We start from the raw sequence: 21,434 nt of genomic DNA, 5'->3' as shown, positions 1-21,434 counted from the left end.
GGGGAGACCATCGGCCCCGCGGCTCCGCATCGTCACCGAGGCAGCACACCTCGTCACTCAGAGGGAGGACACCGGTCAGTAGGCCCCGGAGGCGGTGGCGACGGCCCGGGCGGTCTTCCAGAGGATCTGCAGGTCGAGGGCGAGCGACCAGTTCTCGACGTACCGCAGGTCCAGCCGGACCGCCTCCTCCCACGGGAGGTCGCTGCGCCCGGAGATCTGCCAGAGGCCGGTCAGCCCCGGCTTCACCAGCAGCCGGCGGCTCACCGAGCTGTCGTAGCGGGCCACCTCCTGCGGCAGCGGAGGCCGCGGGCCCACCAGGGACATCGTGCCGGTGAGCACGTTGACCAGCTGCGGGAGCTCGTCCAGGGACAGCCGGCGCAGCCAGCGACCGACCGGGGTCACCCGCGGGTCGGAGCGCATCTTGAACAGCAGGCCGTCGGCGTCGTTGCCGTCGGAGAGCCCGGCGACCTGCTGGTCGGCACCGGAGACCATGCTGCGGAACTTCAGCATGGTGAACGGCTCGCCGTTGAGGCCGATCCGCTGCTGCCGGTAGAAGACGCCGCCGGGACTCGACAGCCGCACCGCCAGCGCGAGGGCGCCGAACAACGGGGCGAGCACCACCAGCGCGCCGAAGGCGACCGAACGGTCCAGCGCGGTCTTGACCACCCGGCGCCACCCCTCGAACCGGGGCTGCTCGACCGCCAGCAGCGGCAGGCCGTCGAAGGGCCGGATGTGCAGCCGCGGGCCGGCGACCTCGACCAGGCCGGGCGCCACGAGCAGCTCCAGGCCGGTGCCCTCCAGCTGCCAGGACAGCGCGCGCAGGTACTGCGCGGCGGTCTCGCTGGCCGAGGTCACGGCGATGGTGTCGGCCTGCATCCGGGCCGCGGTGGCGACCACGTCGTCCAGGCCGGAGACCGGCAGGTCGACCGCGCGGGCCACCCGGGTCCGGTCGTCGGGCGTCACGCAGGCGGCGACGACCTGCAGCCCGGCGTGCGAGGTGCGGGCCAGCCGGTCCACCAGCTCGAGCACGGCGCCACCGCGGCCGACGACCACGACCCGCTTGACGCACCGGCCCTGCAGCCGCTGCCAGTGCAGCAGGTGGCGGGCGACGTACCGCTCGACGACGGTGGCCAGGGCCAGCGCCGGGACGCCGACGACGACGAGGCCGCGGCTGAGGTCGAGCTCGGCGGCGTAGCTGAGGAAGCCCATCCCGGCCAGCAGCAGCAGGCCGGCCCGGCCGATGCGGTGGAACTCGTCGCTGCCGATGCCGAAGGTGCGCTCCTCGTAGGCCCCGGTGACGGCGAGGAGCACCGGCCAGGCGAGGACGAGGGAGACGCTGGCCCAGAAGAGGCCGCCCGCCGGGGGGACCACGCCGTCGTGGGCGACGAGCACGATGAGCGCCGCGGCGGCCGCGAGGACGACCTCGGCGCCGACCAGCCGGCGGCGGTGCCGACCGGCCCAGCGGTCGCGCGTCGTGCTGGCCGGACGTGCCCGTTCGGCCGACCCCGCGGTGCCGAGTGCACCCGCGACGGGATCGATGACCGACACGGCCTCGGCGCGTTCGAGCAGCATCGTGTCCCCCCAGGACCAGGTCGGCGACTCACTGTCATCGCGTCGGCCGGGGTGGGGCTGCCCGACGTGCTGGCGGCTTCCCGGAACGACGCACAGTGACCATCACCGCCGGTGACTGCCAGGGCAACGCGTCTTCACCCGAAGGGGCGGGCGACCAGGTCCAGACCACCCGATCGGACGTGGAGCGCCCTCCGACGGTGGTCCGCACCGCGTCATCGGGCTGCGCGGGCCCGCACCTCCCCGATCGAGGACGGACCAGCCGCACGTCCGGGTGAGCGGTGCCTCGATCGGCTCTCCGCGTCGGAGGCGGGTGCGCAGGCAAGGGGCGAGGGGTGGACCTGGGTGGCACACCACGGTCATCGTCGGTGCAGGCCGAGGCCGAGGACCCGGACGCGGCGACCTCGGGAGGCGTGCAGCTCGACGACGTCGCGGCCCCAGCCCCCGCCCCGGCGGTCGCGGCCGGTGACCGGTCAGCTGCGCGGGTGGACGACGTTCTGGGCCGTCTCCAGCCCACGCTCGAGCAGCAGCTCGGTGGCATCGGCGGCCTCGCCGACCAGCAGTTCGAGGGTCTTCCGCTCGGTGGCGGAGAAGTCCTTGAGCACGAAGTCGGCGGGGTCCTGCCGCCCGGGGGGCCGGCCGATGCCGACCCGCACCCGCAGGTAGTCCCGGGTGCCGGTGGACCGCGAGATCGAGCGCAGGCCGTTGTGCCCGCCCTCTCCCCCACCGCGCTTGAGCCGGACCGCCTCGAAGGGGATGTCCAGCTCGTCGTGCACGACGACCAGGTCGGTGGCCGGGAGGTGGTGGTAGTCCAACAGCCCGCGCACCGGCCCACCGGACTCGTTCATGTAGGTCAGCGGCTGGGCGAGCACGACCCGGCGGCCGGCGAGGCGGCCCTCACCGGCCAGCGACCGGGAGCGCGGGCCCTTGCCCGCGGACAGCCGGACCCCGGCCCGGGACGCCAGTTCGGCCAGCACCATCGCGCCGACGTTGTGCCGGTTGCCGGCGTAGCCGGGTCCGGGGTTGCCCAGGCCGACGACCAGGAAGGGGCCCTCGGACACCGGCTCGGGAGACGCCGCAGGGGCGCCGGCAGTGCCGGCGCCCCTGCGGGCCGTGCTCTCGCTCAGCGGTCCGCTCAGGACTCGTCGGCGTCGGCGGCCTCGATGGACTCGCCGCTGCCCTGGTCGGACGGCTCGCCCACGACGTCGCCGTCGGCCTCGGACTCGTCGCGCTCGATGCCGGCCTCGGCCTCGGCCTCGGCGAGCTCCTCCTCGAGCTGCGCCGCGGTCGGCGCACCCAGGAAGCCGATGACGAGCGCCTCGGGGTCGGTGATCAGGATGGCGCCGGCCGGCAGCGGCAGGTCGCCGGCGGTGATGCCGTTGCCCGCGGTGCGACCGGTGATGTCGACCTCGATGGTGTCGGGCAGGTTGGTGGCGTCGGCCTCGAGGGAGACGGTGTTCAGCTGGTGGTTGCTGATCGTGTCCGGGGCGGGCTCACCGACGATGACCACCGGGACGTCGACGGTGGTCTTCTCGCCGCGGCGGACGACGAGCAGGTCGACGTGCTCGTGGACGCGGGTCAGCGGGTCGCGCTGCACGGCCTTGGTCAGCGCCAGCTGCTCCGCGCCGTCCAGGACGACGGTCAGCAGCACGTTGGTGCCACCGTTGCGCAGCGCGGCGGCGAACTCGCGGGCCGGCAGGGACAGGTGGACGACGTCCTGGCCGTGCCCGTACATGACGGCGGGGACGCGCCCGGCCCGGCGGGTCCGGCGGGCGCTGCCCTTGCCGAACTCGGTACGGGGCTCGGCGACGAGGCGGAAGTCAGCCACGGTGATGTGCTCCTCAACAGGGTGGATCGGGTCTGTGTGACCGGCGCACGAGCGCGGCACACCCTGGAGGGCAGACACACGTCGATCACGGAGCGCGGACGAACCGCCTCCCTCGCCGGGCAGCACACCCGAGGCTACACGAGACGAACCAGCGCACTTTCGCGCGCGAAAGCGCACACGGTTTCGCGCGCGAAAGGGCACGCCGTTCAGGCGCGAAGGCAAGCAGACGGCCGGGGGACCCGGACCCGTCGCCCGCACGGGCGTCTGCGGGACCGGGCGCGGGGCCGGAGGCTCCCGCCCGGGACCGCAGGTCGGGTCCGGCGGCGGGGTCACGGGGCCCGAAGGGTCCCTGACCCCGCCGCGGGAAGCGGCTCAGCTCACGCGGGGAACGGCTCCTGGCCGCGGTGCGGCCCGGAGGGTCGCAAGTTCAACTGGCCCCGTCGAACAAGCTGGTGACCGAGCCGTCCTCGAAGACCGCCTTGATGGCCCGGGCCAGCAGCGGGGCGATGGAGAGCACGGTCAGCTTGTCGAACTGGCGGGCCGGCTCGATCGGCAGCGTGTTGGTGACGAGCACCTCGCTCACCCGGCTGTTCTTCAGCCGGTCGATCGCCGGGCCGGAGAGCACGCCGTGGGTGGCGGCGATGACCACGTCGGCCGCGCCGGCGGCGAACAGCGTGTCGGCGGCCTTCACGATCGTGCCGCCGGTGTCGATCATGTCGTCGACCAGGATGCACACCCGGCCCTCGACCTCACCGACGACGCGGTTGGCGACGACCTCGTTGGGCCGGGTCACGTCCCGCGTCTTGTGGATGAAGGCCAGCGGCGTGCCGCCGAGCTTGTCGCTCCACCGCTCGGAGACCCGGACGCGGCCGGAGTCCGGCGAGACGACGGTCAGGTCGCGGTCGCCCCACTTCTTCTTGACGTCCTCGATGAGCAGGTCCATCGCGAAGAGGTGGTCGACCGGGCCGTCGAAGAAGCCCTGGATCTGTGCGGTGTGCAGGTCGACGGCCATGAGCCGGTCGGCACCTGCGGTCTTGAACATGTCGGCGACGAGCCGGGCGGAGATCGGCTCCCGGCCGCGGTGCTTCTTGTCCTGCCGGGCGTAGGGGAAGAACGGCGCGACGACGGTGATCCGCTTGGCCGAGGCGCGCTTGAGCGCGTCGACCATGATCAGCTGCTCCATGAGCCAGGTGTTGATCGGCGCGGTGTGGCTCTGCACGACGAAGGCGTCGCAGCCGCGCACCGACTCCTCGAACCGCACGAACAGCTCACCGTTGGCGAACTCGTAGGAGGCGGTCGGGGTCGGGGTCACCCCCAGGTGCCCGGCGATCTCGGTGGTCAGCTCGGGATAGGCCCGTCCCGAGAAGAGCATCAGGCTCTTGCTGGTGGGCTGCCGGATCGCGCTCATCGCCGTCCCTGGTGGTCGTCGTCCCTCGCGGTGGCCGTGGCCCGGCCGCCCTCGGACTGTGTGGATCGAGTGTCCGCTGCGTCGTCGGCCGGTGCACCACCGGCCGCCGCTGCGGCCTCAGCCGATCGCGTCCCCGGACGCCGTCGGCCCACCCAGCCTGCCACATTCCGCTGGTGGGCCCGGGCGACGGCCATCGCCCCGGGCGGCACGTCCTCGGTGATCACCGATCCGGCGGCGGTGTAAGCGCCGTCGCCCACGGTGACCGGAGCCACGAGCATCGTGTCCGAGCCGATCCGGACGTGGTCGCCGATCTCGGTGCGGTGCTTGGCGACGCCGTCGTAGTTCACGAACACCGTCGCCGCTCCCACGTTGGAGCCCTGCCCGATGGTGGCGTCCCCGACGTAGGACAGGTGCGGCACCTTGGAGCCCTCGCCGACCTGCACGTTCTTGGTCTCGACGAAGGCCCCCACCTTCGCGCCGCGGGCGAGCTCGGTGCCCGGGCGGAGGTAGCTGAACGGGCCGACGGTGGCGGCGGGGCCGACCACGGACAGCGTGACGTGCGAGCGGACGACCGAGGCACCCTCGCCGACCTCGGTGTCGGTCAGCGTCGTGTCCGGCCCGACGACCGCGCCGGCGCCGACGGTCGTGGCGCCGAGCAGTTGGGTGCCCGGCTGCAGCACGGCCTCCGCCGCGACGTCCGCGGTGACGTCGACCCAGGTGGTCATCGGGTCGATGACCACGACGCCGGCGCGCATCAGCCGGTCGAGCACCCGGTCGTTCAGCGTCCGGCGCCGGTCGGCGAGCTCGCGCTGGTCGTTGCAGCCGAGCGTGTCCACGGCGTCGTCCGCCCGGTGGCCGCCCACCGGAGCCCCGTCGGCGACCAGCAGCCCCAGGACGTCGGTCAGGTAGATCTCGCCCTGGTCGTTCGCGGCGCCGACCCGGGTGAGCGCCTCCCGCACCGCGGCCGCGTCCCCGACGTAGACGCCGGCGTTGACCTCGGCGATGGCGCGGGTGGCGGTGTCGGCGTCCCGTTCCTCGACGATCGCCCGGACGCCGCCGGTCCCGTCGCGGACGATCCGGCCCAGCCCGGTCGGGTCGGCCACCTCGGCGGTGAGCACGGTGAGCACGGCCCCGGCGTCGCGGTGCGCCTGGACCAGCGTGGTCAGCGTCTCCACGCGCAGCAGCGGTGCGTCGCCGTTGACGATGAGCACCGCGCCGGACACCTCGCCGAGCGCGTCGAGCGCGACCGCGGCGGCGTGCCCGGACCCGAGCTGCTCCTCCTGGACGACGGCGTCGGCCTCCGGCGCGACGTCCGCCAGGTGCTCGGTCACCGCCTCGCGGCCGGAGCCGACGACCACGACGGTGCGGGCGGCCCCCAGCGGTGCGGCCGCGGCGAGCACGTGCCCGAGCATCGACCGGCCACCGAGCCGGTGCAGCACCTTGGGGGTGGCCGACCGCATCCGGGTGCCCTGGCCGGCGGCGAGGACGACGACGGCGCCGACGGCGCCGCCGGGGCTGGCGGTGGGCGGGGTCTGGGGCAGGCTCACGGTTCTCCTCGCGGTGGCGGGTGGTGCGGACGCGGCGGGACACCGGCCACGGCGGGCCGGCGCGGCGCCTCGGCGGGCGGACTGGCTGGGGGACTCGGACTCGAACCGAGACTTCCCGGCTCCAAAGGCCGGCGGGCTGCCGATTACCCCATCCCCCATCGCCGGGCGGCCGCACGGAGCGGTTGCGCACCGGCGGTGCGACTGCGCGGGACGCCGGTGGACGACCGGTGCCCCGCCCGTGAGCCTAGGGCCGGGCTCCGGTCCGGGCACCCAGCACCGCGGTCGGGGGCCGCGCGGCCCGCCCCTCGCGCCCCGTGGGCCACGGTCGCGCCCGGCAGCGCCGGCGGTCCGTCGGGCCGGGCCCTCAGCCGACGAGCCGGGCCCCGTGCACCGGTCCGTGCACCGCCCGCACCGTGCGGAAGACGCCCGCGCCGGCCAGCTCGGCCGCCAAGCGCACGGCGGTGTCCTCGTCGTCGGCCAGGCCGGCCACGGTCGGCCCCGAGCCGCTGACCAGCGCGGCCCGGGCGCCAGCGTCCGTGGTGGCCCGCAGTGCCCGGCGCAGCTCCGGGCGCAGCCGGAGAGCCGGCGCCTGCAGGTCGTTGCTGAGCGCGGCCGCCAGCGCCGGCGCCGGTCCACTGCGCAGCGCCGTGATCACCGGCTCGGTCGAGGCCAGCTCCGCGCCGTCGGGCAGCGTCCCGGCCGCCCGCAGCTCGTCCAGCTCGGCGTAGACGACCGGCGTGGACAGCCCGTCGCCGGCGATGCCCAGCACCCAGTCCCACCGGCGGCGGGCCAGCACCGGGGACAACCGCTCACCCCGGTGCGTGCCCAGCGCCACCCCGCCGAGCAGGCTGAAGGGCACGTCGCTGCCCAGCTCGGCGGCGAGCGTGGCGAGGTCACCGCGGGTGGCCCGGGTGCCCCAGAGCGCGTCGAGGGCGACCAGCGCCGCCGCGGCGTCCGCGCTCCCCCCGGCCAGTCCGGCGGCGGCCGGGATGGTCTTGTCGATCTCCAGGTCCGCGTCGGCCGAGATGCCCGCGTGCCGGGCGAGCAGCTCGGCGGCCTGCCACACCAGGTTCCGCCGGTCCACGGGCACGCCCGACGGGCCCCGACCGTCGCCCGAGCCCTCCCCGCGGACGGTCAGCGAGAGACCCTCCGCGCGCCGCACGGTGACGGTGTCGAACAGCGAGACGGCCAGGTACACCGTCTGCAGCTCGTGGTAGCCGTCCGGGCGCAGCCGGCCGACCCCCAGGTGCACGTTGACCTTCGCCGGTGCCCGCGCGGCCACGGCGCCGTTGCCGGCCAGCCTGCCCGGCCCCCCGGACGTCGCGTTCCTCACCCGGCCACCCTGCCTGCCGGTCGACCCACGCGCTACCGCCCCCCGTCGGGCACGGGCTCGGTGGCGGCCAACCGGGCGAAGTCGGTGACCGACAGCTGCTCGCCGCGGGTGGTGGGGTCGATCCCGGCCGCACGCAGCCGGACCTCGGCCGCCGCCGGACTGCCCGCCCAGCGCGCCAGCGCGGCTCGCAGCCCCTTGCGCCGGGTGGCGAAGGCGGCGTCCACGGCGGCGAAGGTGGCGGCCCGGTCGCCCGGGGGCGAGGGCCGCCGGGTGAGGGCGACCAGTCCGGAGTCGACGTTCGGCACCGGCCAGAAGACCGGACGGGGGACGTTGCCGGCCCGGCGCACGTCGGCGTACCAGGCCGCCTTCACGCTCGGCACGCCGTAGGACGGCGTCCCGGGCCGCGCGGCCAGCCGGTCGGCCACCTCGGCCTGCACCAGCACCAGCGCGCTGCGCAGCGACGGCAGCAGCTCCAGCAGGTGCAGCAGCACCGGGACGGCGATGTTGTACGGCAGGTTCGCCACCAGTGCCGTGGGCGGCGGTCCGGGCAGCTCGGTGACCCGCAGCGCGTCCGCGGTCACCACGGTGAGCCGGTCGGCGTGCCGGGGCAGCCGTTCGGCGACGGTCTGCGGCAACTGCTCGGCCAGCCGCGGGTCGATCTCGACGGCGGTGACGTGCGCGCAGGCCGACAGCAGGCCCAGGGTCAGCGACCCCAGCCCCGGGCCGACCTCGCAGACGACGTCGTCGGGCGTGAGGTCGGCGGTGCGCACGATCCGCCGGATCGTGTTGGCGTCGTGCAGGAAGTTCTGGCCGAGGGTCTTGGTCGGTCGCAGCTCGAGCTGCTGGGCCAGGTCGCGGATCGCGGCCGGGCCCAGCAGCCCGTCGGAGGCCTCGGGGGTGGTGCTCAGCTCAGGCCTCGCTGCAGGGGCCCGCCGCGAGGTACGAGCGGTGGGGCTTCGGCCCCATCGCAGGGTCCCGGACCGAGCTCGCGAGGTCCGGGGGGTGACGGGGCCCTTCTGCCTTCATCAGTCGAAGAGGTGGGAGCCACAGCCCCACTGTCCCGCACCGCTGCGGGCGTACAGCATCTGGGCCCGCATCGTCTGCTCGGCGACGGAGGCGGCGGCCGGGTCCCCGCTGCCGCCGACGCCGGCCCAGGTGGCCCGGGAGAACTGGTACAGGCCGCGGTAGGTGCCGCTGGCGCTGACCGCGTTCGGCCGCCCACCGGACTCGCACCGGGCGAGCGCGGCCCAGTTCAGGCCGTCGGCCGACACGACCGCGGAGCTGGCGGCGGCGACCGGCTCCTTCGTGCCCACGCTGACCAGCTCGTCGACCGGCGGCGTGGTGACAGCGGCGTCGACCTGCTCGCGGCCGGTCTCGACGCCGTCGGTGCGGGTGACCCGCCAGGTGATGGTCTGCTGGCCCTCGACGCCCTCCTGGGTGACCGTGCGGTCGCCCTCGTCGGCCTCGGGGTCCTCGGTCTCCACGGTGGTGTAGTCCACCGGGCGGACCTCGGTGACGTCCTCGACCTGCACCCGGGTGACCCACAGGACCATCGAGTCCAGCAGCGGCTGGGCCGGGTAGAGCGAGCTGCGATCGGTCGGCGAGAGGGTGATGCCCTGCTCGGCCAGCAGCTCCCCCGCGGTCTGCGCGGTGGTGGTGACCACCCGCTGCTGGCCGTCGGCCACGAGCGTGACGTCCTTGGCGGTGGCGATGGAGAGGTCCATGCCGTCCAGCGGGAGACGCTCGCTGCGGCTGACGGACAGCACCAGGTTCTCCGCTCGGTAGCCGAGCTCGTCGAGCGCCCCGTCGACCGACAGCGCGGTCGTGTAGACGTCGCTGCGCACGCCGTCGACGGTCAGCGACAGGGGCCGGGCCCGGTTGAGCACGATCGTGTCACCGTCGGCGACGGCGGCTTCCTGGTCGGGCAGGACAACGTCGTGCGACGCGAGCTGCAGTCCCTCGTCGGCCAGCACCTCACCCGTCGTGTCGGCGTAGGTGCGGACCTCGCGCGCCTGCCCGTCGACGGTGATCGTCACCGTCTTCTGGGCGAGGAAGTAGGCGGCGGAGCCACCCACCAGGCCCAGCAGGACCAGGGCGAGGAGACTGAACTTCAACGATCGGCGCACAACACATCCACGGGTCACTGGCCCCGGGCAGGGGAACGAGGGCAGCAGCCAACGGGACCCACCCGAGGTGGCGGTCGGCATCGCGCGGCCCGACGTCGGTCCGGGTCCGGGTGTTGCCCGGACCGTGGACTGGTCGCCCAGGTGTTCCCCACCCCGGCTGGTCGGTGACGACACGATAACGAACGCCGTCGGAAGACAACGGTGCCCGATCAGTGGACCAACATGTCGACCAGTCGCTACGCAGGCGCGCCGACACGCACCGTGATGTCCACGCCGTGCTGGACGATCAGCGACCGCCATGACCACGTGGGGAAGCCCACACGTTGATCTTGGCGCGAGAGGGGTACCGGCGCCGATCAGGCCAGGGCGTGCGAGGTCTGCTGGACCGGGCGCAGCCAGGTCACCAGGAACCCGGCCACCACCAGCCCGGCCAGGATCGCGGTGAAGCCGCCCGCCACCAGCGCGACCGGCAGCAGCCCGGCCCCGTCGCCGGCCACCCGGTCGTCGAGGTCGATCGCCGCACGCAGCAGCAGCGCACCGAGCGGCAGGACCGCCAGCACCGTCGCCGCGGCCACCACCAGGTGGGCGGTCCAGGTGCGCAGGGCCTCGTCGATCGGCACGTCGGCGCCCTCCGCGGGCAGCGGGCGCACCAGCACCCGCAGCAGCGCGGCCTCCGCCAGCAGCCATCCGGCCAGCGGCACCGACAGGGCGATCGCCGTCGGCGCGGGACCGAGGTCGTCGGCCAGCCACACCGCCGCCACGACGTCCGCGGCGACGATGCCGCGCATGGTCCAGAGCAGCCAGGGCGAGACCTGCTCACCGCGGCGCGGCCGGCGGGGCGGGTCGCTGAGCGCCCAGCGCGCACGGGGGCGGGTGGCCTCGGCCAGCAGGACGCCGGCCAGCAGACCGACGGCCAGCGCCGGCACCCAGAGGAACACCGACGCCTCGGCGAACAGGACGACCGACAGCACGACCAGGGCCACCCCGAGAGCGAAGCCCAGCTTGCGGACCCGGCGGCCGTGGGCGGCCTGGCGGGTCAGCTGGGCCGTCGCCGAGGGCGTGGTCGGGACGAACTCGACGGCCGCCGACGCGACCGCCCGGCGTTCGGCGGCGTGCGACCAGGCCCGCGCCAGCAGCCCGGCCGGGGCGAGCAGGGCGATGAAGAGCACGACGGCGATGAGGCGGCCCACGCCCACAGTGTGCCCCGGATCCCCGGCTAGGCGGTACCGCCCGAGGCTGCCGGTGGGTCCTCGCGCTGCCAGCTCCCGAAGACCCGTTCGGCGGTGGCGGTGAGGGAGGCGCAGAGCTGCTCGAGGTCGGTGCCGGTGACCTCGGCGAGGGCGCGCACGGTGTGCGGCACCAGCCGGGCGGAGTTCGGTCGACCGCGCAGCGGAGCAGGGGTGAGGAACGGCGCGTCGGTCTCCACCAGGAGCTGCTCCAGCGGGGTGATCGCCGCCGCCTCGCGCAGCTGGCCGGCGTTGCCGAAGGTCAGCGTCCCGGCGAAGGACAGCACGTGGCCCCGCTCGATGCAGGCACGGGCGAAGCCGGCGTCACCGGAGAAGCAGTGCAGCACGGTGTGCTCCGGGGCGCCCTCCTCGTCGAGCACCCGCAGGACCTCGTCGTGGGCGTCCCGGTCGTGGATGACCAGCGCGATCCCGTGCCGCTTGGCGATGTCGATGTGCGCCCGGAAGGACGCCTCCTGCGCCGCCCAGCCGTCCTCGCCGGTCCGGTAGCGGTCCAGCCCGGTCTCCCCCACCGCCCGCACCCGGGGCTGGACCGCCAGCCGGTCGATCTCACCGAGCGCGCCCTCGGTCGCTGCGCCCGCGCCGGCCTCGTTGGGGTGCAGCGCCACGGCCGCCAGCACGTCGGGGTGCCGGGCGGCCAGCTCCGCCGACCAGCGCGAGGAGGCGACGTCCACCCCCACCTGGACCAGCCGCGGCACGTTCACCGCGACCGCGGCGGCGATCGCCTCGTCGACCTCGGCCTCGGTCGGCCGGCGGTCCTCGCCGCCGACGGCGATGTCGAAGTGCGTGTGGCTGTCGACGGCCGGCGACGGGAGCGGCTCCGGCGACGGCGGCGGCTCCCCCCGCTTGTTCGCCCGCGACGACGCCGACCGGCTCACCGGGCAGCCATGTCGGCCAACATGGCCCGTCCCGACGGACGCGACGGTCCGGTCCCCAGGGCCATGTCGGCCAACATGGCCCGGACGGGGGTCACGCCTCGCCGTCCGTGCCGCTGGTGCCCTCGCCGCCCTCCAGGCGCCGGAGCTCGTCCTCCACGATCGAGGGGTCGAGCTTGGTGAAGACCGGCTTCGGCGCGGCCAGCGGCGTCCCGGGCGGGGGCAGCGGCGTGGACGCCCAGGTCGCCTGCGCCTCGCCGTAGGACCCGGTGATGATCGGGTACGGGGAGCCGTCGTCGAGGTCGGTGACCTCGTCGATGCGCGGGGCCACCGACCAGGTGCCGGTGCCGCCGAGCAGCTCGTGCACCTGCTGCGAGGAGTGCGGGAGGAACGGGGTGAGCAGCGTGTTGCAGTCCTTGATCGCCTGCAGCGCGGTGTGCAGCACGGTGTCCCGGCGGGCCGGGTCCTCCTTGAGCTTCCACGGCGCCTGGTCGGACAGGTACTTGTTCGCCTCGCCCACCACCCGCATCGCCTCGGTGGCCGCGGCCTTCTGCCGGTTGCGGGCCAGCAGGTCACCGATCGGCCCGAAGGCCCCCGACGTGGTGGCCAGCAGCGCGCGGTCGGCGTCGGTCAGCTCCCCCGGCGTCGGGACCGCGCCGACGTTCTTGGCCGCCATCGACACCGAGCGGTTGACCAGGTTGCCCCAGCCGGCGACCAGCTCGTCGTTGTTGCGGCGCAGGAACTCCGCCCAGGTGAAGTCGGTGTCCTGGTTCTCCGGGCCGGCGACGGCGATGAAGTAGCGCAGCGCGTCGGCGTCGTAGCGGGACAGGAAGTCGCGGACGTAGATGACGACGTTCCGCGAGGAGGAGAACTTGCGGCCCTCCATGGTCAGGAACTCACTCGAGACGACCTCGGTGGGCAGGTTCAGCGCGCCCAGCGACCCCGGCGTCCCGCCCTTGTCCCCTGCACCGTTGTAACCGAGCAGCTGGGCCGGCCAGATCTCGGAGTGGAAGACGATGTTGTCCTTGCCCATGAAGTAGTAGGCGTCGGCGTCCGGGGACTGCCACCACTGCCGCCAGGCCTCCGGGTCACCGGACCGGCGGGCCCACTCGATCGACGCCGACAGGTAGCCCACGACGGCGTCGAACCAGACGTAGATGCGCTTGTCCGACCGGTCGACCCAGCCCTCCAGCGGCACCCGCACCCCCCAGTCGATGTCCCGGGTGTAGCTGCGCGGCTTGAGGTCCTCGAGCAGGTTGACGCTGAAGTTCAGGACGTTGGGCCGCCAGCTCTTGCGGGTGGCCAGCCAGTCGCCCAGTGCCCTCGCGAACGCCGGCAGGTCGAGGAAGTAGTGCTCGCTCTCCACGAACCTCGGCGTCTCGCCGTTGATCCGGCTGACCGGGTTGATCAGGTCCACCGGGTCCAGCTGGTTGCCGCAGTTGTCGCACTGGTCGCCGCGGGCGCCGTCGTAGCCGCAGATCGGGCAGGTGCCCTCGATGTAGCGGTCGGGCAGCGTGCGCCCGGTCGAGGGGCTGATCGCGCCCAGCGTCGTCTGCGGGAAGACGTAGCCGTTCTTCAGCAGCCCCAGGAAGATCTCCTGGCTGATCGCGGCGTGGTTGGCCGTCGTCGTCCGGGTGAACAGGTCGTAGCTGAGCCCGAGGCTCTGCAGGTCGTCGACGATCACCCGGTTGTTCCGGTCGGCGATCTCCCGCGGGGTGATGCCCTCGGCGTCGGCGGCGACGGTGATCGGCGTCCCGTGCTCGTCGGTGCCGCTGACCATCAGCACCTGGTCACCGGCCATCCGGTGGTAGCGGCTGAAGACGTCGGAGGGGACGCCGAAGCCCGAGACGTGGCCGATGTGCCGCGGGCCGTTGGCGTAGGGCCAGGCGACCGCGGTGAGGATGTGCCGATCTGTCACGGGACGAGCGTAATGATCGCCGTCCAGTCGCCTCCGGCTCAGGGGGCGACGACGGACGCCGTGGTCGGCGGGGTGGGGGTGGCGGCCGGGCCGCCGAGCAGGGCGACGCCGGTCAGGGCGAGCCCGATGCAGGACACGGTGACCCCGCGCAGCACGCGGCGCTCCCCGCCCCCCGCCGGGCGGACGGCCCGTGGCCGGCCGCCCTCGGCCACCCACGCCACGGACGCCGGGGCGGTGGCCAGCAGCAGCTTCGCGGTCGGCACCCCGAGGGTCAGCAGCGCCAGGGCCGGGACGGGCAGGGCCTGCAGCGGGCCGAGCGCGACCAGCCAGACCCCGTCGCCGCCGAGCACGCCGGCGACGGCGAGGACGAGCAGCAGCACGATCTCCCCGCAGGCGACCGCGACGAGCAGCTGCCGGCCGGCGCCGTCGACCAGGCTGGCCCCGCCCCCGGCACACAGCACCACCCAGCCGGCGAGCAGCACGAGCGTGACGGCGACCAGCAGGCCGTCGGGCCGCACGCCGGTGCCGAAGACGCCGTCCAGGCTGGTCAGGCCCAGCGCGAGCAGGCCGAGCGACTGGAGCACCGCCAGTGCCGCGGCCGCGGCGACCGTGGTGGGCAACCGACCGGCCCGGCGCGGCGACCGGGCCACCACGACGAGCGGATCGGTGCGGGCGTCGACGAGGGCGCTCGGCACGGGGACCTCCTGACCGGGGACGGGTGTCCCTGATCAGGTCGGGCGCCGCGCGCTCCCCCCGGAGGGGAGGACGGCCGGGCCTCACCCCGGGGGGTGAGTCAGCGCTCCCCGCCGGCCTGCTGTCCCGCTGCCTTGCGCTCGGCCGCGCCCTTCACGGAGAACCGGGAGTTCCGCCGGCCGTAGAGGAAGTAGACGACGACCCCGAGCACCATCCAGATCCCGAACCGCAGCCAGGTCTCGCCGGGCAGGTTCAGCATCAGGTAGAGGCTCGCCAGGATCGACAGCCACGGGAGCAGCGGCACCAGGGGCACGCGGAAGGACCGGTGCAGATCCGGGCGGGTCTTGCGCAGCCGGATCACGGCGTAGGACACCAGCACGAACGCGAAGAGCGTGCCGATGTTGACCAGCTCGGCGAGGGTGCTCAGCGGGATGAGCCCGGCCAGCACCGCCACGACGATGCCGGTGATGATCGTGATCTTGTACGGCGTGCCGTACTTCGGGTGCACGGCGCCCAGCGTCGGCGGGAGCAGGTGGTCCCGGCTCATCGCGAAGAGCACCCGGGACTGGCCGAGCATGAGGATCATGACCACCGAGGTCAGCCCGGCCAGCGCCCCCACGGAGATCAGCCCGGAGAAGAACGGCAGACCCACGCTCCGGAACGCGTCGGCCAGGGGCGCCGACGTGGACAGCTCGGTGTACTCCTGCATGCCCACCACGACCAGCGACACCGCCACGTAGAGCACGGTGCAGATCACCAGGGAGCCGATGATCCCGCGCGGCAGGTCCCGCTTGGGGTCGTTGGTCTCCTCGGCCGCCGTCGCGACGATGTCGAACCCGATGAAGGCGAAGAAGACGATCGCCGCGCCGGCCAGGATGCCGCCCACGCCGAAGGTGCTGGGCGCGAAACCGAACAGGGTCTGGATGAGCGGCGCGGTGAGCCCGCTGCCGGTCTCGCTGGGCTGCGCCGGCGGGATGAAGGGCGTGTAGTTCGCCGCCTTGACGTAGAAGATCCCCACACCGATCACCATCAGCACGATCGCGACCTTGATCGCCACGATCACCGAGGTGACCCGGGAGGAGAGCTTGATGCCCAGGATCAGCACGGCCGTCATCACCGCGACGATGAACATCGCCGGGATGTTGAAGTTCGCCTCCTCACCCGCGATCGACGTGGGCAGCGGGATGCCCAGGTCGCCGAGCAGCTGGTTGAGGTAGCCGGACCAGCCGACCGCTACCGTCGCGGCACCCAGGGCCAGTTCCAGGACCAGGTCCCAGCCGATGATCCAGGCGACCAGCTCACCCATGGTGGCGTAGGAGAACGTGTAGGCCGAGCCGGCCACCGGCACCGTGGAGGCGAACTCCGCGTAGCAGAGCGCGGCCAGCCCGCAGACGATGCCGGCGATCACGAAGCTGATGGCGACGGCCGGCCCGGAGTCGGTCTTGGCGACCTCACCGGTCAGCACGAAGATGCCCGTGCCGATGATCACCCCGACGCCGAAGACGGTCAGGTCCAGGGCGGAGAGGTTCTTCTTGAGCTGGTGATCGGGTTCCTCGGTGTCGCGGATGGACTCCTCGACGCTCTTGACCCGAGCCCGGTTGGTGGCCACTGGAACCCCCCTCGAGCGACCGGCGCTCCGGTGCGCCGGCCGGCTGGTGATCATCGGTGGGGGGAGCGTCCCACGGGCGCGCACATCTCGCATGCCTACGCTCAGAGGGTCACGCGCCCGGTCGACCGAGCAGGCGCACGAGAGACCAGGAGACCTGGTGACCAGCACCGACAGCTCGTCCGGGACGCGGTCGCGGCTGCCCCAGGTGCGCCGCACACCCGGCCCGGCCGGCGCGCCGAGCACTCCCCCGACCGAGCGCTCGGGCACCGACTTCGTCGTCGACTGCGCGGTGTACGTCGAGGGCCGGCGCCAGGCGCCGGTCGCCTACGACGAGGCGCTGCGGGCGGCTGTGGAGGGGGACGGCTTCGTGTGGCTGGGGCTGCACGAGCCGACCGAGGCGGAGCTGGCGGGGATCGCCGCCGTGTACGGGCTGCACCCGCTGGCGGTCGAGGACGCCGTCGAGGCCCACCAGCGCCCGAAGCTGGACAGCTACGACGACAGCCTGTTCATGGTGCTGAAGACCGCGCGCTACGTCCCGCACACCACCCTCACCGCCACCAGCGAGGTGGTCAACACCGGCGAGGTCATGGTCTTCCTCGGCAGCCACTACGTGATCACCGTCCGGCACGGCGACCACGGCGGTCTCAAGGACCTGCGGAACAGCCTCGAGGGGCAGACCGACCTGCTGCAGCAGGGGCCGTCCTCGGTGCTCTACGCCGTCACCGACCTGGTCGTCGACCACTTCGTCGAGGTCGCCGAGGCGGTGGAGGACGACGTGGAGGAGCTCGAGGTCTCGGTGTTCAGCCCGACCCGCACCGACGACACCTCGCGCATCTACCAGCTCAAGCGGGAGCTGATGCAGCTGCGCCGGGCGGTGCAGCCGCTGGAGATCCCGCTGTCCACCCTGGCGGAGCGGCCCAACGACCTGGTGCCGGACACGATGCGCTCCTACTTCCGCGACGTCCAGGACCACGCCCTGCGGGTCCGGGACCAGGTCGGCAGCCTCGACGAGCTGCTGTCGAGCATCCTGCAGGCCGCCCTGGCCCGGACGTCGGTGGCGCAGAACGACGACATGCGCAGGATCTCCTCCTACGCCGGCCTGATCGCCGCGCCGACCCTCATCGCCGGGGTCTACGGGATGAACTTCGAGCACATGCCGGAGCTGGACTGGACCTTCGGCTACCCGTTCGCACTGCTGCTGATGGCCACCCTCTGCTACCTGCTCTACCGCGGCTTCAAGCGCAACGGCTGGCTCTAGCGACGCCGAGAGTGCACTCGTCGTCGCCCCACGGCCCGGGGGACGACGACCAGCGCACACTCGGCGGGCCTGTGGACGACGCCTGCGCGACTAGGCGCTGGTCGGGCACGGTGCGCGGGTGTCCCTGCCCCCACCGCCGGCGCTTCTCGACGGCCCGTTCCGCGGTACCGAAGCGGTCCAGCGCGGGCTGCTGAGCGCCCGCCAGCTGCGGCACCGGTCGTGGCGGCGGCTGTTCCCCGACGTGTACGTGCACTGCGACGTCCCGGTGACCCACGAACTGCGCGCCCGGGCCGCCGTGGTCTTCCGGCCCGACGCCGTCGTCACCGGCGCCAGCGCCGCCGTCCTGTGGGGCGTCGACCTGGCCGGTCCGGAGGACGACGTGGAGATCACCCTGCCGCCCGGGAGCCATCCGGTCCGGGTCGGCGGGCTGCGGGTGCGGCGGGAACCTCTCCCCGACCACTGGCTGTGGCGCCGCCGCGGCATCCCCACGACCACCCCCGAGGCCGCCACCGTCTCCGTCGCCCGCCACCTCCCCCTGGACGACGGCGTCGTCGTGGTCGACCAGATGGTCGCGTCGGGGAAGGTGGACCTGGAGCCGGTCCGCGCCGCCGCCCGGGAGCTCACCGGGCGGGGGTGCCGCCGCGTCCGGGAGGCGTGCGCCCTGGCCGACGGGCTCGCCGAGTCGCCGCAGGAGACCCGGCTCCGGTTGCTCCTGGTCCGCAGCGACCTCCCCGACCCCGTCGCGCAGTTCCGGGTGCGCCGCGGCACGGTGTTCGTGGCGAAGGTCGACTTCGGCTGGCCGGACCAGCGGCTGGCCGTCGAGTACGACGGGCTGTGGCACGCGGAGCCGCGCCAGTTCGGCGAGGACCGACGGCGCCTCAACCGCATCCAGGCGGCCGGTTGGCGGGTGTTCTTCGTGACCGCGGCCGACTTGCACCACCCGGCCGACCTGCTGGCGAGGCTGGGCGCGGCGCTCGGCCGGTGACGGCGAGAGTGCGCTGAGCGTCGCGCCAGGGCCCGGGCAGCGACGACGAGCGCACTCTCGGCGGGGGGTCAGGGGGCTTTCGCGGCGACGACGGCGTCGTAGACGACGCGGCGGGACAGGCCGGTGCGGCCCACGACGGTGCGGATGGCCTCCTTGCGGTCGGCACCGGAGGCCTCCTCCGCGGCGACCTCCGCGGCGAGCTCGGCCGCCGACATCGACACCGGCCCGGCGACGGCGCCCGCGACGACCAGGGTGATCTCCCCGCGCACGCCCTCGGCGGCCCAGCCCGCCAGCTCGCCCAGCGGCCCGCGGCGGACCTCCTCGTGGGTCTTGGTCAGCTCGCGGCAGACGGCGGCGGGCCGGTCGGCACCGAAGGCGCCGGCCGCGTCGGCCAGCGCCTCGGCGAGCCGGTGCGGCGACTCGTAGAACACCATCGTGCGCAGCTCCCCGGCCAGCGCGGTCAGCGCCGCCCGGCGCTCACCGCCCTTGCGCGGCAGGAAGCCCTCGAAGCAGAACCGGTCGGTGGGCAGCCCGGACACGGCCAGCGCGGTGACGACGGCGGACGGGCCCGGCACCGAGGTGACGGCGATGTCCGCCTCGATCGCGGCCCGCACCAGCGTGTACCCGGGGTCGGAGACCGAGGGCATGCCAGCGTCGGTGAGCAGCAGCACCGTGGCGCCCTCCCGCATCGCGGCCACCAGCCCGGGCAGCCGGGCCTGCTCCACCGACTCGTAGAAGCTGACCAGCCGCCCGGTGAACGTCACCCCGAGGTCGGCGGCCAGCCGGTGCAGCCGCCGGGTGTCCTCGACGGCGAGCACGTCGGCGGTGGCCAGCACCTCACGCAACCGCGGCCCGACGTCACCGGGCTGCCCGAGCGGCGCACCACCGAGCACGAGCCGTCCCGTCATGCCCCGAGCCTGACACGCCGGTCGCTCGCGGCCTGCCTGCAGGGGCCCGGCGCGAGCCTGCGAGTGCCGGGGGGCAGGCAGGTCCTTTGTCTACCCTGGCGGCCATGGCGGTGCTGACCCCCGAGCGGACGGAGTCGGCTCCCGAGAAACCCTCCCGGCGCCGTTTCCCGTCCGCGCCCCGGCCGCGCCGCCAGCCCACCCCGTCGCTCCCCCGGGACCGCCGGCTGGCCGCCGTGCTCACCGCGCTGCTCGGGCTGGCCACCCTGGTGACCCGGCTGTGGGACATCAGCTACCCGGCGGACCTGGTCTTCGACGAGGCCTACTACCCGCCCGAGGCCCGGGAGGTCCTGGAGCTCGGGTACGAGTACAACCGCGGTTACACGTTCATCGTCCACCCGCCGCTGGGCAAGCTGCTCATCGCGGTCGGCGAGCAGCTGTTCGGCTACGACTCGTTCGGTTGGCGGCTGCCCAGCGCGCTGGCCGGCACCATCGCCGTCGTCGTCCTCACCCGGCTGGCACGCCGGCTGACCGGCTCGACGCTGCTGGGCCTGGTGGCCGGGCTGCTGCTGGCGCTGGACGGGCTGTCGTTCAGCCTCGGCCGGATCGGGCTGCTCGACGTCTTCCTGCAGATGTTCGTGGTGTGCGCCGTCAGCTGCCTGGTGGTCGACCGCGACCAGGTGCGGGCCCGGGTGCGCGCGGGCGCGGACCGGGTGACGCAGAGCGGGTTCGCGCTCGGGCCGCGGACCTGGCGGCTGGCCGCCGGCGTGCTGTTCGGCTGCGCCTGCGCCACCAAGTGGAGCGGCGTCTACTTCCTGGCCGCCTTCGCCGTGCTCTCGCTGTGGTGGGACCGGTCGGCCTGGCGCGAGGCCGGCGTGGCCCGACCGACGGCCGTGGCGCTGCGCCGCGGCCTGCCGGGCGCCGCCTGGGCCCTCGGCGTGCTGCCCGTGCTGGCCTACCTGGCGACGTTCACCGGCTGGTTCCGCGGCGAGAACTCGCAGGGCCGGCACTGGGCCGAGCAGCACCCGGACACCGCGTTCCCGTTCGTCCCGGGCGCCCTGCGCTCGCTGTGGCACATGCACGCGGAGTGGCTGCGGTTCCACAACGGGCTGTCGACGCCGCACCCGTGGCAGTCCGAGCCCTGGTCGTGGCTGGTCGACGGCCGCCCCATCCTGTTGTGGAACCCGCAGGGGCTCACCGACGCCGACGGCGACCAGGTGATCCGCTACATCCTGATGCTCGGGACGCCGACGCTGTGGTTCGCGTTCGCCCCGGCGCTGGTGTGGCTGGTCTGGCGGCTCGTCGCCCGTCGGGACCCCACGGCGCTGACCGTCGGCGTCGGCATCGCCGCAGGCTGGCTCACCTGGTTCGTCAACCTCGACCGGACCATGTTCATCTTCTACATGGCACCGGTGCTGCCGTTCTTCGTGCTGGCGGTGACCCTGGTGCTGCAGGACGTGCTCGGTGCCGCCCGGGCCAGCGCGCTGCGCCGGCGGATCGGGCTCGCCGCGGTCTGCCTGTACCTCGCCGCGGTGGCGATGACGTTCGTCTTCTTCTACCCGATCCTCACCGGGCAGCCGCTGTCGCACGCGGAGTGGGCCCAGCGGATGTGGTTCCCCTCCTGGTTCTGAGACGTTCGGGCGGCCGCACTGTCTGCTCGGTCACCCGGACTGGCGGAGACATATAGTTGGGTTGTACAACAGAGCGGTGGACGTCGACCGGAGCCAGCTCGCCGAGCAGCTGGACGACGTGGTCATCGGACTGCGCCGGCTCACCCTGGACCGCCAGGGGCTGAGCCTCACCGCGGCCGCCACGCTGACCACGCTCCGCCGCTCCGGGCCGGCCCGGCTCACCGAGCTGGCAGCCGGCGAGGGCGTCAGCCAGCCCTCGATGACCGCGCTCGTCGGGCGGCTGGCCGAGGCCGGGCTGGTGCAGCGGCGCACCGACCCCGGCGACGGCCGGGCGGTGCTCCTCACGCTCACCCCGGCCGGCGCGGAGCTCCTGGACCGGCGACGCGAGGACCGCGCAGCCCGGCTGGCCGGCCCGCTCGCCCGCCTCACCGCGGACGACGTCCGCGCGGTCACCGCAGCACTCCCCGCGCTGGCCCGGCTGGCCGGCGCCCTTCCCCACCCCTGA

The 21,434-nt window shown here is 74.1% G+C and carries 18 protein-coding genes and 1 tRNA gene; 4 read left to right on the top strand and 15 right to left on the bottom strand.

The annotated features are described in order from the left end of the window. Positions 1-75 precede the first annotated feature (75 nt). From FHL79_RS10905 to FHL79_RS10840, 14 genes are all read right to left on the bottom strand, one after another. A complete protein-coding gene (locus FHL79_RS10905) occupies positions 76-1,572 on the bottom strand; it encodes a sugar transferase (RefSeq protein ID WP_138758624.1) in 1,497 nt (498 codons plus the stop codon). A gap of 470 nt (positions 1,573-2,042) precedes the next feature. Beyond that, positions 2,043-2,630 carry an aminoacyl-tRNA hydrolase gene (gene pth, locus FHL79_RS10900; protein ID WP_138758623.1) on the bottom strand — a complete coding sequence of 196 codons (588 nt, stop codon included), beginning with the start codon at positions 2,628-2,630 and terminating at the stop codon, positions 2,043-2,045. Positions 2,631-2,704: 74 nt separating this feature from the next. Continuing rightward, positions 2,705-3,397: a 50S ribosomal protein L25/general stress protein Ctc gene (locus FHL79_RS10895; protein WP_138758622.1), complete on the bottom strand. Its 693-nt coding sequence runs from the start codon at positions 3,395-3,397 to the stop codon at positions 2,705-2,707. A 427-nt stretch (positions 3,398-3,824) separates the two neighbouring features. Next, positions 3,825-4,805 carry a ribose-phosphate diphosphokinase gene (locus tag FHL79_RS10890; protein ID WP_138758621.1) on the bottom strand — a complete coding sequence of 327 codons (981 nt, stop codon included), beginning with the start codon at positions 4,803-4,805 and terminating at the stop codon, positions 3,825-3,827. Then, positions 4,802-6,352, bottom strand: coding sequence for a bifunctional UDP-N-acetylglucosamine diphosphorylase/glucosamine-1-phosphate N-acetyltransferase GlmU (gene glmU / locus FHL79_RS10885; protein ID WP_138758620.1), 1,551 nt, complete (start codon positions 6,350-6,352; stop codon positions 4,802-4,804). Before glmU ends, FHL79_RS10890 begins: the two co-directional genes overlap by 4 nt. A gap of 82 nt (positions 6,353-6,434) precedes the next feature. Continuing rightward, positions 6,435-6,510: transfer RNA gene (locus FHL79_RS10880), tRNA-Gln, on the bottom strand. A 206-nt stretch (positions 6,511-6,716) separates the two neighbouring features. Then, positions 6,717-7,685: a 4-(cytidine 5'-diphospho)-2-C-methyl-D-erythritol kinase gene (locus FHL79_RS10875; protein WP_138758619.1), complete on the bottom strand. Its 969-nt coding sequence runs from the start codon at positions 7,683-7,685 to the stop codon at positions 6,717-6,719. 32 nt (positions 7,686-7,717) lie between these two features. Then, positions 7,718-8,536, bottom strand: a complete 819-nt coding sequence (gene rsmA / locus FHL79_RS10870) for a 16S rRNA (adenine(1518)-N(6)/adenine(1519)-N(6))-dimethyltransferase RsmA (protein WP_281283865.1) — start codon at positions 8,534-8,536, stop codon at positions 7,718-7,720. A 174-nt stretch (positions 8,537-8,710) separates the two neighbouring features. Further along, on the bottom strand, positions 8,711-9,799 hold the full coding sequence (locus tag FHL79_RS10865; RefSeq protein ID WP_246080628.1) for a resuscitation-promoting factor: 1,089 nt from the start codon (positions 9,797-9,799) through the stop codon (positions 8,711-8,713). A 368-nt stretch (positions 9,800-10,167) separates the two neighbouring features. Beyond that, positions 10,168-11,001, bottom strand: a complete 834-nt coding sequence (locus FHL79_RS10860; RefSeq protein ID WP_171058113.1) for a hypothetical protein — start codon at positions 10,999-11,001, stop codon at positions 10,168-10,170. 26 nt (positions 11,002-11,027) lie between these two features. Then, positions 11,028-11,933, bottom strand: coding sequence for a TatD family hydrolase (locus FHL79_RS10855; RefSeq protein WP_138758615.1), 906 nt, complete (start codon positions 11,931-11,933; stop codon positions 11,028-11,030). Between the two features lie 91 nt (positions 11,934-12,024). Then, positions 12,025-13,848, bottom strand: coding sequence for a methionine--tRNA ligase (metG, locus tag FHL79_RS10850; RefSeq protein WP_138758614.1), 1,824 nt, complete (start codon positions 13,846-13,848; stop codon positions 12,025-12,027). Between the two features lie 38 nt (positions 13,849-13,886). Beyond that, on the bottom strand, positions 13,887-14,543 hold the full coding sequence (locus FHL79_RS10845; protein WP_138758613.1) for a hypothetical protein: 657 nt from the start codon (positions 14,541-14,543) through the stop codon (positions 13,887-13,889). Between the two features lie 98 nt (positions 14,544-14,641). Then, on the bottom strand, positions 14,642-16,150 hold the full coding sequence (locus FHL79_RS10840; protein WP_246080627.1) for an amino acid permease: 1,509 nt from the start codon (positions 16,148-16,150) through the stop codon (positions 14,642-14,644). A gap of 157 nt (positions 16,151-16,307) precedes the next feature. On the opposite strand from FHL79_RS10840, the gene corA reads away from it, so the two are divergent. Together corA and FHL79_RS10830 are read left to right on the top strand one after the other, a co-directional pair. After that, a complete protein-coding gene (gene corA / locus FHL79_RS10835) occupies positions 16,308-17,408 on the top strand; it encodes a magnesium/cobalt transporter CorA (RefSeq protein ID WP_138758611.1) in 1,101 nt (366 codons plus the stop codon). Positions 17,409-17,526: 118 nt separating this feature from the next. Further along, positions 17,527-18,393 (top strand): endonuclease domain-containing protein, encoded by an 867-nt coding sequence (locus FHL79_RS10830; protein ID WP_138758610.1) that lies wholly within the window; start codon positions 17,527-17,529, stop codon positions 18,391-18,393. A 68-nt stretch (positions 18,394-18,461) separates the two neighbouring features. Here FHL79_RS10830 and rsmI read toward each other — a convergent pair whose 3' ends face one another. Continuing rightward, on the bottom strand, positions 18,462-19,301 hold the full coding sequence (gene rsmI, locus FHL79_RS10825; RefSeq protein WP_138758609.1) for a 16S rRNA (cytidine(1402)-2'-O)-methyltransferase: 840 nt from the start codon (positions 19,299-19,301) through the stop codon (positions 18,462-18,464). A gap of 104 nt (positions 19,302-19,405) precedes the next feature. Here rsmI and FHL79_RS10820 point away from each other — a divergent pair, with 104 nt between their 5' ends. Beyond that, on the top strand, positions 19,406-20,929 hold the full coding sequence (locus tag FHL79_RS10820; protein WP_138758608.1) for a dolichyl-phosphate-mannose--protein mannosyltransferase: 1,524 nt from the start codon (positions 19,406-19,408) through the stop codon (positions 20,927-20,929). A gap of 76 nt (positions 20,930-21,005) precedes the next feature. After that, positions 21,006-21,434 carry a MarR family transcriptional regulator gene (locus tag FHL79_RS10815; protein WP_138758607.1) on the top strand — a complete coding sequence of 143 codons (429 nt, stop codon included), beginning with the start codon at positions 21,006-21,008 and terminating at the stop codon, positions 21,432-21,434.

Source organism: Modestobacter altitudinis (assembly GCF_005930475.1).
GTDB lineage: Bacteria > Actinomycetota > Actinomycetes > Mycobacteriales > Geodermatophilaceae > Modestobacter > Modestobacter altitudinis.
The sequence above is the reverse complement of the archived record's forward strand: the minus strand, read 5'-3'. Positions and strand labels throughout refer to the sequence as shown.